16 protein-coding genes are annotated in these 13855 nt (G+C 42.8%); all 16 read left to right on the forward strand.

Annotated features, from left to right (window positions below):
* The first annotated feature begins 11 nt into the window (after positions 1–11).
* The 16 genes from rpoC (at position 12) to rpmC (ending at position 13845) form a co-directional block, all read left to right on the forward strand.
* Positions 12–3611: a DNA-directed RNA polymerase subunit beta' gene (gene rpoC / locus CVD28_RS21985; RefSeq protein WP_101596652.1), complete on the forward strand. Its 3600-nt coding sequence runs from the start codon at positions 12–14 to the stop codon at positions 3609–3611.
* 180 nt (positions 3612–3791) lie between these two features.
* Complete coding sequence (locus CVD28_RS21990; protein ID WP_101596655.1) at positions 3792–4040, forward strand: 50S ribosomal protein L7ae-like protein; 249 nt, start codon at positions 3792–3794, stop codon at positions 4038–4040.
* A gap of 101 nt (positions 4041–4141) precedes the next feature.
* Entirely contained in the window at positions 4142–4564 is a 423-nt protein-coding gene (rpsL, locus tag CVD28_RS21995; protein ID WP_101596658.1) for a 30S ribosomal protein S12, read from the forward strand.
* A 37-nt stretch (positions 4565–4601) separates the two neighbouring features.
* Positions 4602–5072, forward strand: coding sequence for a 30S ribosomal protein S7 (gene rpsG / locus CVD28_RS22000; RefSeq protein ID WP_101596661.1), 471 nt, complete (start codon positions 4602–4604; stop codon positions 5070–5072).
* A gap of 47 nt (positions 5073–5119) precedes the next feature.
* Positions 5120–7198: an elongation factor G gene (fusA, locus tag CVD28_RS22005; RefSeq protein WP_101596663.1), complete on the forward strand. Its 2079-nt coding sequence runs from the start codon at positions 5120–5122 to the stop codon at positions 7196–7198.
* Positions 7199–7314: 116 nt separating this feature from the next.
* Positions 7315–8502 (forward strand): elongation factor Tu, encoded by a 1188-nt coding sequence (gene tuf, locus CVD28_RS22010; protein WP_101596665.1) that lies wholly within the window; start codon positions 7315–7317, stop codon positions 8500–8502.
* A gap of 596 nt (positions 8503–9098) precedes the next feature.
* A complete protein-coding gene (gene rpsJ, locus CVD28_RS22015) occupies positions 9099–9407 on the forward strand; it encodes a 30S ribosomal protein S10 (RefSeq protein ID WP_019244375.1) in 309 nt (102 codons plus the stop codon).
* A gap of 37 nt (positions 9408–9444) precedes the next feature.
* Positions 9445–10065, forward strand: a complete 621-nt coding sequence (rplC, locus tag CVD28_RS22020) for a 50S ribosomal protein L3 (protein ID WP_101596668.1) — start codon at positions 9445–9447, stop codon at positions 10063–10065.
* Positions 10066–10094: 29 nt separating this feature from the next.
* The gene (rplD, locus tag CVD28_RS22025; RefSeq protein ID WP_101596671.1) at positions 10095–10718 is read left to right on the forward strand and encodes a 50S ribosomal protein L4; all 624 of its coding nucleotides are present in this window, start codon (positions 10095–10097) and stop codon (positions 10716–10718) included.
* The gene (rplW, locus tag CVD28_RS22030; protein WP_180954273.1) at positions 10715–11002 is read left to right on the forward strand and encodes a 50S ribosomal protein L23; all 288 of its coding nucleotides are present in this window, start codon (positions 10715–10717) and stop codon (positions 11000–11002) included. Before rplD ends, rplW begins: the two co-directional genes overlap by 4 nt.
* A gap of 25 nt (positions 11003–11027) precedes the next feature.
* Entirely contained in the window at positions 11028–11858 is an 831-nt protein-coding gene (gene rplB / locus CVD28_RS22035) for a 50S ribosomal protein L2 (protein ID WP_101596676.1), read from the forward strand.
* Positions 11859–11918: 60 nt separating this feature from the next.
* Positions 11919–12197: a 30S ribosomal protein S19 gene (gene rpsS / locus CVD28_RS22040; protein WP_101596679.1), complete on the forward strand. Its 279-nt coding sequence runs from the start codon at positions 11919–11921 to the stop codon at positions 12195–12197.
* A gap of 17 nt (positions 12198–12214) precedes the next feature.
* A complete protein-coding gene (rplV, locus tag CVD28_RS22045) occupies positions 12215–12556 on the forward strand; it encodes a 50S ribosomal protein L22 (RefSeq protein WP_101596681.1) in 342 nt (113 codons plus the stop codon).
* Positions 12557–12559: 3 nt separating this feature from the next.
* Positions 12560–13216, forward strand: coding sequence for a 30S ribosomal protein S3 (rpsC, locus tag CVD28_RS22050; protein ID WP_101596684.1), 657 nt, complete (start codon positions 12560–12562; stop codon positions 13214–13216).
* 1 nt (position 13217) lies between these two features.
* Complete coding sequence (gene rplP, locus CVD28_RS22055; RefSeq protein ID WP_101596687.1) at positions 13218–13652, forward strand: 50S ribosomal protein L16; 435 nt, start codon at positions 13218–13220, stop codon at positions 13650–13652.
* A complete protein-coding gene (gene rpmC / locus CVD28_RS22060) occupies positions 13642–13845 on the forward strand; it encodes a 50S ribosomal protein L29 (protein ID WP_101596690.1) in 204 nt (67 codons plus the stop codon). Before rplP ends, rpmC begins: the two co-directional genes overlap by 11 nt.
* Positions 13846–13855: the final 10 nt, after the last annotated feature.

The raw sequence follows: 13855 nt of genomic DNA on the forward strand, positions 1-13855 counted from the left end.
AGGTAGGCCCCTTGATAGATGTTAATAATTTTGAGTATATGAAAATCGGGCTTGCTTCGCCTGACAAGATCCGTTCTTGGTCACATGGCGAAGTAAAGAAGCCTGAAACGATTAACTATCGTACATTAAAGCCTGAAAAGGACGGCTTGTTCTGCGAAAGGATTTTTGGTCCTCAAAAAGATTGGGAATGCCATTGCGGAAAGTATAAGCGTGTACGTTATAAAGGCGTAGTCTGTGACCGTTGCGGTGTTGAAGTAACGCGTGCCAAGGTTCGCCGTGAGCGTATGGGACATATCGAGCTTGCTGCCCCAGTATCACACATCTGGTATTTCAAAGGTATTCCAAGCCGGATGGGACTTGTCCTTGACATGTCCCCCCGGGCTTTAGAGGAAGTTATTTACTTCGCTTCATATGTAGTAACTGAAACAGGGGATACTGCATTAGAGAAGAAACAGCTTTTATCTGAAAAAGAATACCGTGCATACCGCGAAAAGTACGGAACAAAGTTCCAAGCTGGAATGGGTGCTGAAGCAATCAAAAAGCTGTTATCAGATATCGATACTGAAAAAGAAGTTGAATCATTAAAAGAAGAACTGAAAACTGCTCAGGGACAAAGAAGAACTCGTGCGATCAAGCGTCTTGAAGTCCTTGAAGCTTTTAGAAATTCAGGCAACGACCCTTCATGGATGATTCTTGATGTACTTCCGGTCATCCCGCCGGAGCTGCGTCCGATGGTACAATTGGATGGCGGACGTTTTGCGACTTCTGACTTAAACGATCTGTACCGCCGGGTAATCAACCGTAACAACCGTCTGAAAAGACTGTTGGATCTTGGAGCGCCAAGCATTATTGTTCAAAACGAAAAGCGTATGCTTCAAGAAGCGGTAGATGCGCTGATTGATAACGGCCGCCGCGGACGTCCGGTAACGGGACCTGGTAACAGGCCTTTGAAATCCTTGTCTCATATGCTAAAAGGTAAGCAGGGCCGTTTCCGTCAAAACCTTCTTGGTAAGCGTGTAGACTATTCAGGACGTTCTGTTATCGTTGTAGGCCCTAACCTTAAAATGTATCAATGCGGACTTCCGAAGGAAATGGCCATTGAGCTTTTCAAGCCGTTCGTGATGAAGGAATTGGTACAAAAAGGATTGGCCCATAATATTAAATCAGCAAAACGTAAAATCGAAAGGCTGCAGCCTGAGGTTTGGGACGTTTTAGAATCAGTAATTAAAGAGCATCCGGTGCTGCTTAACCGTGCCCCGACTCTTCATAGACTAGGAATCCAGGCATTTGAACCTACATTGGTTGAAGGCCGTGCAATCCGTTTGCATCCGCTTGTTTGTACTGCATACAATGCAGACTTTGACGGTGACCAAATGGCTGTTCACGTTCCGTTATCTTCAGAAGCACAAGCAGAAGCTCGCCTGCTAATGCTTGCTGCCCAGAATATCTTGAACCCTAAAGATGGTAAGCCAGTTGTTACACCATCACAGGATATGGTATTAGGTAACTATTACCTTACCCTTGAACGCGCTGGTGCTGTTGGTGAAGGAATGATTTTCAAAGATACAAATGAAGCACTGCTTGCTTATCAAAATGGGTATGTACATCTTCATTCTCGTGTAGCTGTTCATGCATCTTCTCTAAACAATGAGACATTTACCGAGGAGCAGAACCAACAGCTATTAATTACGACTGTAGGTAAGCTGGTTTTCAATGAAATTCTTCCTGCATCTTTCCCTTACATCAATGAGCCGACAAGTGAGAATTTAGAGGTTAAGACCCCTGGACATTACTTTGTTGAAAAAGGCGCTAATGTTATTGAAAAGATTAGAGCACAGGAAATCATCGATCCATTCAAGAAGAAGATTCTTGGAAATATCATAGCGGAAGTGTTCAAGCGATTTAAAATCACTGAAACATCCAAAATGCTTGACCGAATGAAGGACCTGGGCTTTAGATATTCAACACGTGCCGGTATTACAGTAGGTGTGGCTGACATTGTAGTTTTAGAAGAAAAAACAAAGATCATCGAAGAAGCACAAATAAAGGTCGATAATGTGTTAAAACAATTCCGTCGCGGTTTAATCACTGAAGACGAGCGTTATGATCGTGTTATCTCCATTTGGAGTGCGGCAAAGGATAATATCCAGGCGAAGCTTATGAAGTCTTTGGATACGTCCAACCCGATCTTTATGATGAGTGATTCAGGTGCCCGTGGTAATGCCTCAAACTTTACACAGCTTGCAGGTATGCGCGGACTGATGGCCAACCCGGCCGGCCGGATTATTGAGCTCCCTATCAAGTCAAGTTTCCGTGAAGGTTTAACCGTTTTGGAATACTTTATTTCTACACACGGTGCCCGTAAAGGACTTGCAGATACAGCTCTTAAAACGGCAGATTCTGGTTACCTTACCCGCCGTCTTGTTGACGTGGCCCAAGATGTCATCGTCCGTGACGACGATTGCGGAACAGACCGAGGCCTTAAAATTTCGGCTCTTAAGGATGGCACAGAGATCATCGAAAGACTTGAAGAGCGCTTAGTAGGCAGACACGCTAGAAAAACAATCAGGCATCCGGAAACTAACGAAGTGATTGTTCCTGAAAACGGCTTGATTACTGAAGATCTGGCTAAGTATATCGAAGACAGCGGTATTGAAGAAGTCTGGATCCGTTCTGCATTTACATGCAATACTTCCCATGGTGTTTGTAAAAAATGTTATGGACGTAACCTCGCTACTGGACAGGAAGTCGAGGTTGGCGAAGCAGTTGGTATTATTGCTGCCCAATCTATCGGGGAACCTGGTACACAGCTGACAATGCGTACATTCCATACAGGCGGAGTTGCCGGAGACGATATTACACAAGGTTTGCCTCGTATTCAGGAAATTTTTGAAGCGAGAAATCCGAAAGGTCAGGCCTTGATTACCGAAATTGAAGGTACAGTTGTGGCTATCAATGAGGTCAAGGATAAACAGCAGGAAATTGTTATCCAGGGCGAAGTTGAATCACGCACATTTACTGCGCCATATACAGCGCGATTGAAGGTAACAGTTGACTCGCACGTCTTGCGCGGACAGGAATTAACAGAAGGTTCTATTGATCCGAAAGAATTGCTGAAAGTAAAAGATGTATTGTCTGTTCAGGAATATCTGCTGCGTGAAGTCCAAAAAGTATACCGTATGCAGGGTGTTGAAATTGGAGATAAGCATATTGAAGTAATGGTAAGGCAAATGATGCGTAAAGTGCGTGTCATTGATGCGGGTGAAACCGATGTCCTTCCAGGAACGCTTCTGGATGTTCACCAATTCACTGCTGCCAATACATCTGCTTTACTTGAAGGCAGGCTGCCTGCTACAGGCCGTCCAGTATTGCTTGGTATCACGAAAGCTTCGCTTGAAACTGATTCATTCCTTTCTGCAGCATCGTTCCAGGAGACAACTCGTGTCCTTACTGATGCGGCAATCAAAGGCAAGCGCGATGAATTGCTGGGCTTAAAGGAAAACGTTATTATCGGTAAGCTGGTTCCAGCCGGAACTGGTATGACACGATACAGAAAAGCAAGACCGGTTCTTGCAGAAGATGCAAGTGAGGAAACTGTATCTGTTGATTGATGGTAATTAGTATTTAAAGTATTAACAAAAAAGGCCGGTGATCTCTCACCGGTCTTCCTTTTTAAAGTATGGGAGAGTTATTAAAGTTTTTTTAAAAAGTAAGTTGACATATAGTGCCTAGGGATGTTACTATAGCAAAGGTGCTCCTATAATACCCTGTTGCTTTGGAGGATATGAAATATGTCTTATGAAAAAGTGCTACAGGCAAAGTCAGTGATTGTAGGAACGAAACAAACAGTGAGAGCTCTTAAGAACAATCTGATTCAAGAAGTAGTAATCTCCCGCGATGCTGACAGAATGCTGACAGCAAAGATTGAGATGAACGCACGGGATTCAGGAGTTCCAATCACATATGTTGATTCGATGCAAATGCTTGGAAAAGCTTGTGGAATTGATGTCGGAGCAGCAGCTGTTGCCATTAAAAAGTAAAACTGTTTTTGTGGATATTCTGCAAAAACTTTGTTTTTGCTCATTTATGAACCACCTGGATGTGTGGTACTAGAACGAAAAAGTGAAGGGAGGACAAAACAATGCCTACAATTAATCAATTGGTGCGCAGAGGACGCGAGTCTAAAGAAGAGAAGTCAAAATCTCCAGCGCTAAACAAAGGCTACAACAGCTTTAAGAAAGCACAAACAAACGTTTCATCTCCACAAAAGCGTGGTGTATGTACGCGTGTTGGTACTATGACACCGAAGAAACCAAACTCAGCATTGCGTAAATATGCGCGTGTACGTTTGACTAACGGTATCGAGGTAACAGCTTATATCCCAGGTATCGGTCACAACCTACAAGAACACAGTGTGGTACTTATCCGCGGTGGACGTGTAAAGGACTTACCAGGGGTACGTTATCACATCGTTCGTGGTGCGCTTGACACTGCTGGTGTTAACAACCGTATGCAAAGCCGTTCTAAATACGGTACGAAGCGTCCGAAAGCAGCAAAAAAATAATCTAAAAATATGAACCTTATTGAAAGGAGGAACATTCATGCCTCGTAAAGGACCTGTTTCAAAAAGAGATGTATTGCCAGATCCAATTTACAATTCAAAGCTTGTGACTCGTTTGATCAACAAAATGATGGTTGACGGACAAAGAGGTAAATCACAAAAAATTCTTTACTCAGCATTTGATATCATTGCAGAACGTAGTGGCAAAGATGCAATCGAAGTGTTTGATCAAGCACTTAAGAACATCATGCCTGTACTTGAAGTAAGAGCACGTCGTGTAGGTGGTGCAAACTACCAAGTACCTGTGGAGGTACGCCCTGACCGCCGTTCAACTCTTGGTCTTCGCTGGTTAGTTAACTACTCTCGTTCACGTGGAGAAAAAACGATGGAAGAGCGTTTGGCTAACGAAATTCTTGACGCAGCTAACAACACTGGTGCTTCTGTTAAGAAACGTGAAGATACTCATAAAATGGCTGAAGCAAATAAAGCATTTGCTCACTATCGCTGGTAAAATCCAACCAAACACTATTACCCATATATGGAAGGAGAAATACCCCAATGGCAAGAGAGTTCTCCTTAGCTAATACTCGTAATATCGGCATCATGGCTCACATCGATGCCGGTAAAACGACTACGACTGAGCGTGTATTATATTACACTGGCCGTATTCACAAGATTGGTGAAACTCATGAAGGTGCATCTCAGATGGACTGGATGGAGCAGGAACAAGAACGTGGTATCACTATTACATCTGCAGCAACTACTGCAGCATGGAAAGGCCACCGCGTAAACATCATCGACACACCTGGACACGTAGACTTCACAGTTGAAGTTGAACGTTCTTTGCGTGTACTTGATGGTGCAGTTGCTGTTCTTGATGCCCAGTCAGGTGTTGAGCCTCAAACTGAAACAGTTTGGCGCCAGGCTACAACTTACGGAGTACCACGTGTTGTATTCGTAAACAAGATGGACAAAATCGGTGCTGACTTCTTATATTCAGTAAAAACGATTCATGAACGTCTTCAAGCAAATGCACACCCAATTCAGCTTCCAATCGGTGCTGAAGATGAGTTCGAAGCGATCATCGACTTAATTGAAATGAACGCTACTTTCTACGGCAATGACCTAGGTACTGATATCGAAGTGCGTGATATTCCTGAGGAATACAGAGCGCAGGCTGATGAGTACCGTGAAAAGCTAGTAGAAGCTGTGGCAGAACTAGACGAAGAATTAATGGAGAAATACCTTGGCGGTGAAGAAATCACTAAGGAAGAGCTTAAAGCAGCTATTCGTAAAGGTACAGTAAACGTTGAATTCTTCCCTGTAATCTGTGGATCAGCATTCAAAAACAAAGGTGTTCAATTAATGCTAGATGCAGTTATTGACTATCTTCCAGCTCCTATTGACGTACCAGCTATTAAAGGTACTCTTCCGGATTCCGAAGAAGAAGTAACACGTCCATCAAGCGACGAAGAGCCATTTGCAGCTCTTGCGTTTAAGGTTATGACAGACCCTTATGTAGGAAAGCTTACATTCTTCCGTGTGTACTCTGGTACATTGCAATCAGGTTCATATGTAATTAACTCTACTAAAGGTAAGCGTGAACGTATTGGACGTATCCTTCAAATGCACGCAAACAGCCGTGAAGAAATCTCAGAAGTACATGCAGGGGATATCGCTGCTGCTGTTGGTTTGAAAGATACTACAACTGGAGATACTCTATGTGATGACAAGAATCAAGTTATTCTTGAATCCATGGTATTCCCAGAGCCAGTTATCTCACTTTCAGTTGAACCTAAATCTAAAGCGGACCAAGACAAAATGTCAAACGCTTTACAAAAGCTGCAAGAAGAAGATCCAACATTCCGTGCACATACAGACCAGGAAACTGGACAAACAATCATTGCTGGTATGGGTGAACTTCACCTGGATATACTCGTTGATCGTATGCGCCGTGAATTCAAAGTAGAAGCTAATGTTGGTGCTCCTCAGGTTGCGTACCGTGAAACTTTCCGTGGATCTGCACAGGTTGAAGGTAAGTTCGTACGTCAGTCAGGCGGACGCGGACAATTCGGACATGTTTGGATCGAATTCTCTCCAAACGAAGAAGGAAAAGGCTTTGAGTTTGAAAACGGTATTGTAGGTGGGGTTGTTCCTCGTGAATACATTCCTGCTGTACAAGCTGGACTACAAGATTCATTGGATAATGGAGTTCTTGCTGGCTTCCCATTAGTAGACATTAAAGCTCGTTTATTTGACGGGTCTTACCATGATGTTGACTCCAACGAAATGGCGTTTAAGATCGCTGCTTCTATGGCATTGAAAAACGCTGCTTCAAAATGTAACCCAGTAATCCTTGAGCCAATTATGAAAGTCGAAGTAGTTATTCCTGAAGAATATTTGGGAGATATCATGGGTGATATTACATCTCGCCGCGGCCGTGTAGAAGGTATGGAAGCTCGCGGTAACGCACAAGTTGTACGCGCGATGGTTCCACTATCTGAAATGTTCGGATATGCTACTTCATTACGTTCTAACACTCAAGGGCGCGGAACATTCTCTATGCACTTCGATCACTACGAAGAAGTACCTAAGAGCATTTCTGAAGAAATTATCAAAAAAAATAAAGGTGAATAATTGATTTTCATCTCTTATTAAAGTATAACTACTTATGTAAGCTATGAAAGTGCACTTCTTGGGCTTTCATAGCACCTATACTTAATCTATATATAATTTTAAGGAGGAATTTCCTAATGGGAAAAGCTAAATTCGACCGCTCTAAACCGCACGTTAATATCGGTACAATTGGTCACGTTGACCATGGTAAAACTACTTTAACAGCTGCTATTACAACTGTACTTGCTAAAGCAGGTGGAGCTGAAGCACGCGCTTACGATCAAATCGACGCTGCTCCAGAAGAAAGAGAGCGTGGTATCACAATCTCTACTGCACACGTTGAGTATGAAACTGCTAGTCGTCACTACGCACACGTTGACTGCCCAGGACACGCTGACTATGTTAAGAACATGATCACTGGAGCTGCACAAATGGACGGCGGAATCCTTGTAGTATCTGCTGCTGATGGCCCAATGCCACAAACTCGTGAGCACATCCTTCTTTCTCGTCAAGTAGGTGTACCTTACCTTGTTGTTTTCATGAACAAGTGTGACATGGTTGACGACGAAGAGCTTCTTGAATTAGTAGAAATGGAAATCCGTGACCTTCTTTCTGAATATGAGTTCCCTGGCGATGACATTCCTGTTATCAAAGGTTCTGCTCTTAAAGCTCTAGAAGGCGACTCTGCTTGGGAAGAAAAAATCGTTGAGCTTATGACAGCTGTTGACGAATACATTCCAACTCCAACTCGTGACACTGAAAAGCCATTCATGATGCCTGTTGAGGACGTTTTCTCAATCACTGGCCGTGGTACTGTTGCTACAGGACGTGTTGAGCGTGGACAAGTAAAAGTTGGTGACACTGTTGAAATCACTGGTTTCACAGAAGAGCCAAAGCCAACAACTGTAACTGGTGTTGAAATGTTCCGTAAGCTTCTTGACTACGCTGAAGCTGGAGATAACATTGGTGCTCTTCTTCGTGGTGTATCACGTGAAGAAATCCAACGTGGACAAGTTCTTGCTAAGCCAGGAACAATTAAGCCACACACAAAGTTCAAAGCAGAAGTTTATGTTCTTTCTAAAGAAGAAGGTGGACGTCATACTCCATTCTTCACAAACTACCGCCCACAGTTCTACTTCCGTACAACTGACGTAACTGGTATCTGCAACCTTCCTGAAGGTGTAGAAATGGTTATGCCTGGCGACAATATTGAAATGACTGTTGAACTAATCGCTCCTATCGCTATCGAAGAAGGTACTAAGTTCTCTATCCGTGAGGGTGGACGTACTGTAGGCGCTGGCGTAGTTGCTACAATTCAAGAGTAATCTAAAAACCTTTTAGGTTTTGCGAAAGAGCAGACGGGACGCCGTCTGCTCTTTTTTGCTGCAGAAATTTTACTATAAAGAAAGATCTGAACCAAAAAGGAAGATTGGGCCTGAAGTTGATCGGTTAACATTTCAAAATAAAGAAAGTCCAATCAAAGAACGGTGAAGGTAAAGTAATAGAAAGATAAATGTGATTTTTAATCGCCACCAGATTTTTTTACTCGGAAAACTATTTTATTCGGGTGATTCTTTTAAAGGGCATTGAACGCTTGTTCTGAAAGAACGTTACATAAGCTGCCTCCAACTGATCTCCAATTTACTTATATAATAGAAGAAAATAATTACAATAACTCATTTAAAAGATTGTCTTGAAAAAGTATACGTGCCTATGTATAATAGTAAAAGTGTGCAGCGCATAGAAAATGTAATATACACTTGCATGTTCTGTGTGTTTTATGTATAATAGACAATGTTGGTCTTTGACTGCGATGATGTGGAAGGTTGCTGACACACCCGGCCGCTTTGCCATGGCGAGTGTGTGGGAAATTTTCACTGAGAAAGTCTATTTAAAAAATAGGCGAAAAGGAGGGAAAATAATGGCAAAACAAAAAATTCGTATCCGTTTGAAAGCATATGATCACAGGATTCTTGATCAATCTGCTGAGAAAATTGTAGAAACTGCAAAGCGTTCTGGTGCGGCTGTATCCGGCCCGATCCCACTACCTACTGAAAGATCTGTTTACACAATCCTTCGTGCGGTTCATAAATACAAAGATTCTCGTGAGCAATTCGAGATGCGTACACACAAGCGTCTAATCGATATCGTGAACCCAACTCCACAAACAGTTGATTCATTAATGCGTTTAGATTTGCCGTCTGGTGTTGACATTGAAATTAAACTGTAATTCATATAAAAACAAAACATTATAGGAGGTGTGACTAATGACCAAAGGAATCTTAGGAAGAAAGATCGGTATGACGCAAGTATTTGCTGAGAACGGTGAACTTATTCCTGTAACTGTAGTAGAAGCTGCTAATAACGTTGTTCTTCAAAAGAAGACTGTTGAATCAGACGGCTACGAAGCAGTTCAGATCGGTTTTGAAGATAAGCGTGAAAAGCTTTCTAACAAACCTGCTAAAGGCCACGTCGCAAAAGCTAATACTGCACCTAAGCGCTTCATTCGCGAATTCCGTGATTTTGACGGAGTTGAAATGGGTCAGGAAGTCAAAGTTGATATTTTCGCTGAGGGCGATGTAGTAGATGTAACAGGAGTATCTAAAGGTAAAGGTTTCCAAGGTGTTATCAAGCGCCACGGACAATCTCGCGGACCAATGGCTCACGGCTCCCGTTACCACCGCCGCCCAGGTTCAATGGGTCCGGTTGCTCCAAACCGTGTATTCAAAAACAAACTATTGCCTGGACGTATGGGTGGAGAACAGATCACTGTTCAAAACTTAACAATCGTTAAGGTTGACGTAGAACGCAACTTGCTTTTAATCAAAGGAAACGTTCCTGGTGCTAAAAAAGCTCTATTAAAAGTTAAAACTGCGGTTAAAGCGTAATAATCATTTAAGGAAGGAGGAGCATTAGAATGCCAAAAGTTACAATGTTCAACCAAGCTGGATCGCAAGTTGGCGATATTGAGCTAAACGATTCAATCTTTGGTATTGAACCAAATAACCACGTATTATTCGAAGCGATCATCATGCAAAGAGCATCACTTCGTCAAGGAAACCACAAAGTTAAAAACCGTTCTGAAGTTGCAGGCGGCGGACGTAAACCATGGCGTCAAAAAGGAACTGGACGTGCGCGTCAAGGTTCTATCCGTTCACCACAATGGCGCGGCGGTGGTACTGTCTTCGGACCAACACCACGTTCTTACAGCTATAAAATGCCTAAGAAAATGCGTCGTTTAGCTATTAAATCAGCATTATCTGCTAAAGCATTAGAACAAGAAATTATTGTTCTTGAAAACCTTGCTTTTGAAGCTCCAAAGACAAAAGAATTTACAGCTGTTCTAAAAGGTCTTTCTGTAGACACTAAGGCGTTAATCGTAACTGACGGTCTAGATGAGAAAGTTGCTCTTTCTGCACGTAACATCCCTGGAGTTACAGTTGTAGAAGCTGCTGGCCTAAATGTTCTTGATGTTGTATCACACAACAAATTGATCATGACTAAGTCAGCTGTTGAAAAAGTAGAGGAGGTGCTTGCATAATGGATGCACGCGATATCATTAAGCGCCCCGTAATCACAGAACGTTCTTCAGACTTAATGGCTGAAAAGAAATATACTTTTGAAGTTGATGTAAGAGCTAATAAAACTCAAGTTAAAGATGCTGTTCAAGAAATCTTTGGCGTAGAAGTTGATAAGGTTAACATCATGAACTACAAAGGTAAATTCAAGCGCATGGGTAAACATGCAGGCTACACTAACAAGCGCCGTAAAGCAATTGTTAAATTAACTGCTGACAGCAAAGAAATCGAACTATTTGAAGCTTAATTCATAAAAGAAGGAGGGAAATACAATGGCGATTAAAAAGTATAAACCTACCTCTAACGGTCGACGTGGAATGACAGTTTCTGATTTTGCTGAAATCACTACAAGCACACCAGAAAAGTCACTTCTAGCTCCTTTAAAGAGAAAAGGCGGCCGTAACAACCAAGGTAAGTTAACTGTTCGTCATCAAGGTGGCGGCCATAAGCGTCAGTACCGTGTTATCGACTTTAAGCGCGATAAAGATGGTATACCTGGACGCGTTGCTACTATTGAATACGATCCAAACCGTTCTGCAAATATTGCATTAATTAATTACGTTGATGGTGAAAAGCGTTATATCCTTGCTCCAAAAAACCTAGTAGTAGGTTTGGAGATTATGTCAGGCCCTGAGGCAGACATTAAAGTGGGGAATGCACTACCACTAGCTAACATTCCAGTTGGTACTGTAGTACACAACATTGAACTTAAACCAGGAAAAGGCGGACAATTAGTTCGTTCTGCAGGTACTTCTGCACAGGTTCTTGGTAAAGAAGGCCGTTATGTTCTTGTGCGTTTAAACTCTGGAGAAGTTCGCATGATTCTTGCTACTTGCCGCGCTACTGTTGGTCAAGTTGGTAATGAGCAGCACGAACTTATCAACATTGGTAAAGCAGGTCGTTCTCGCTGGTTAGGCAAACGCCCAACAGTTCGTGGATCTGTAATGAACCCTAACGATCACCCGCACGGTGGTGGTGAAGGACGTTCCCCAATCGGGCGTAAGTCACCAATGTCTCCATGGGGTAAACCAACTCTTGGTGCTAAGACTCGTAAGAAGAAGAATAAATCCGACAAGTTTATCGTACGTCGTCGTAAAAAATAACGGGGTTGAACTACGGTTCACAAAACGAACCGTAGAACAATCACGAAGGGAGGCACTTACATGGGTCGCAGTTTGAAAAAAGGACCATTCGTTGATGAGCATTTGATGGTCAAGGTTGAAAAACTGAATGAAACAGACAAGAAGCAAGTTGTAAAAACTTGGTCTCGCCGTTCAACAATCTTCCCGCAATTCATCGGTCATACAATCGCTGTCTATGATGGTCGTAAACACGTACCGGTTTATGTAACTGAAGACATGGTAGGTCACAAACTGGGCGAATTCGCGCCTACACGTACTTACAAAGGTCACGCAAGTGACGATAAGAAAACAAGACGTTAATGAGAGGAGGGCAACTCATGCAAGCAAAAGCTATTGCTAGAACAGTCCGTATTGCTCCTCGTAAAGTCCGTTTAGTAGCTGATTTAATCCGAGGCAAGCAAGTAGGCGAAGCTGTGGCAATTCTTCGTTTCACTCCAAAAGCTGCTTCTCCGGTTGTAGAAAAAGTGTTAAAATCTGCTGTTGCTAACGCAGAACACAACTACGACATGGATGTTAATAACCTGGTTATTACAGAAGCATATGTAAATGAAGGACCAACACTGAAGCGTTTCCGTCCACGTGCAATGGGACGTGCAAGCGCAATTAATAAACGTACTAGTCATATTACTATCGTAGTATCAGAAAAGAAGGAGGGGTAATCTGTGGGTCAAAAGGTAAATCCGGTCGGTATGCGTATTGGGATCATCCGTGATTGGGAATCCAAATGGTACGCAGGCAAAGACTATGCAGATCTTTTACATGAAGACATTAAAGTTCGTGAATACATCGCGAAACGTTTAAGTGATGCTTCTGTATCTAAGGTTGAAATCGAACGTGCTGCAAACCGTGTGAACATTTCTGTACACACAGCTAAGCCAGGTATGGTAATTGGAAAAGGCGGTACTGAAGTTGAAGCACTTCGTAAAGCTCTAAACCAATTAACTGGCAAGCGCGTACACATCAACATCATTGAAATTAAGAGAGCGGATCTTGATGCGAAATTAGTAGCAGAAAACATCGCTCGCCAGCTTGAAAACCGTGTTTCTTTCCGTCGTGCTCAAAAACAGTCTATCCAACGCACAATGCGCGCTGGTGCACAAGGTATTAAAACTCAGGTTTCTGGTCGTCTTGGCGGCGCTGATATCGCTCGTGCTGAACATTACAGCGAAGGTACTGTTCCACTTCATACACTTCGTGCTGACATCGACTATGCTACTGCTGAAGCGGATACTACTTACGGTAAGCTTGGCGTGAAAGTATGGATCTATCGTGGAGAAGTCCTTCCTACTAAGAAGAAGTCCGAGGAAGGAGGAAAATAATATGTTAATGCCTAAACGCGTTAAATATCGCCGTGAACACCGCGGTAAAATGAGAGGCCGTGCTAAGGGCGGAACTGAAGTTCATTTTGGTGAGTTTGGTCTTCAAGCTCAAGAAGCTTCTTGGATTACAAACCGTCAGATTGAAGCAGCTCGTATCGCAATGACTCGTTACATGAAACGTGGCGGTAAAGTTTGGATCAAAATCTTCCCAAGCAAGCCATTCACTGCTAAGCCTCTAGAAGTTCGGATGGGTTCCGGTAAAGGTGCTCCTGAAGGATGGGTAGCGGTTGTAAAGCCTGGAAAAGTTATGTTTGAAATCTCTGGTGTCTCTGAAGAGGTAGCACGTGAAGCGTTGCGCCTTGCAGCACACAAACTTCCAATCAAATGCAAGTTTGTAAAACGAGAAGAAATTGGTGGTGAATCAAATGAAGGCTAATGAAATCAAAGAACTTACCACTGCCGAAATTGAACAAAAAGTTAAATCTCTTAAAGAAGAACTATTTAATTTGCGTTTCCAGTTAGCTACTGGACAACTTGAAAATACTGCACGTATCCGTGAAGTGCGCAAATCGATCGCACGTATGAAAACTGTTGTACGTGAAAGAGAGATCGCTGTTAACAATCGATAAATGAGGGGAG

This window comes from Bacillus sp. M6-12, from assembly GCF_002860285.1.
Taxonomy (GTDB): Bacteria; Bacillota; Bacilli; order Bacillales; family DSM-1321; genus Peribacillus.

What these genes read in the sequence shown, in the direction of transcription:
- CVD28_RS21990 (WP_101596655.1), top strand. Translation starts at nt 3,792, where the DNA reads ATGTCTTATGAAAAAGTGCTACAGGCAAAGTCAGTGATTGTAGGAACG.
- rpsL (WP_101596658.1), top strand. Translation starts at nt 4,142, where the DNA reads ATGCCTACAATTAATCAATTGGTGCGCAGAGGACGCGAGTCTAAAGAA.
- rpsG (WP_101596661.1), top strand. Translation starts at nt 4,602, where the DNA reads ATGCCTCGTAAAGGACCTGTTTCAAAAAGAGATGTATTGCCAGATCCA.
- fusA (WP_101596663.1), top strand. Translation starts at nt 5,120, where the DNA reads ATGGCAAGAGAGTTCTCCTTAGCTAATACTCGTAATATCGGCATCATG.
- tuf (WP_101596665.1), top strand. Translation starts at nt 7,315, where the DNA reads ATGGGAAAAGCTAAATTCGACCGCTCTAAACCGCACGTTAATATCGGT.
- rpsJ (WP_019244375.1), top strand. Translation starts at nt 9,099, where the DNA reads ATGGCAAAACAAAAAATTCGTATCCGTTTGAAAGCATATGATCACAGG.
- rplC (WP_101596668.1), top strand. Translation starts at nt 9,445, where the DNA reads ATGACCAAAGGAATCTTAGGAAGAAAGATCGGTATGACGCAAGTATTT.
- rplD (WP_101596671.1), top strand. Translation starts at nt 10,095, where the DNA reads ATGCCAAAAGTTACAATGTTCAACCAAGCTGGATCGCAAGTTGGCGAT.
- rplB (WP_101596676.1), top strand. Translation starts at nt 11,028, where the DNA reads ATGGCGATTAAAAAGTATAAACCTACCTCTAACGGTCGACGTGGAATG.
- rpsS (WP_101596679.1), top strand. Translation starts at nt 11,919, where the DNA reads ATGGGTCGCAGTTTGAAAAAAGGACCATTCGTTGATGAGCATTTGATG.
- rplV (WP_101596681.1), top strand. Translation starts at nt 12,215, where the DNA reads ATGCAAGCAAAAGCTATTGCTAGAACAGTCCGTATTGCTCCTCGTAAA.
- rplP (WP_101596687.1), top strand. Translation starts at nt 13,218, where the DNA reads ATGTTAATGCCTAAACGCGTTAAATATCGCCGTGAACACCGCGGTAAA.
- rpmC (WP_101596690.1), top strand. Translation starts at nt 13,642, where the DNA reads ATGAAGGCTAATGAAATCAAAGAACTTACCACTGCCGAAATTGAACAA.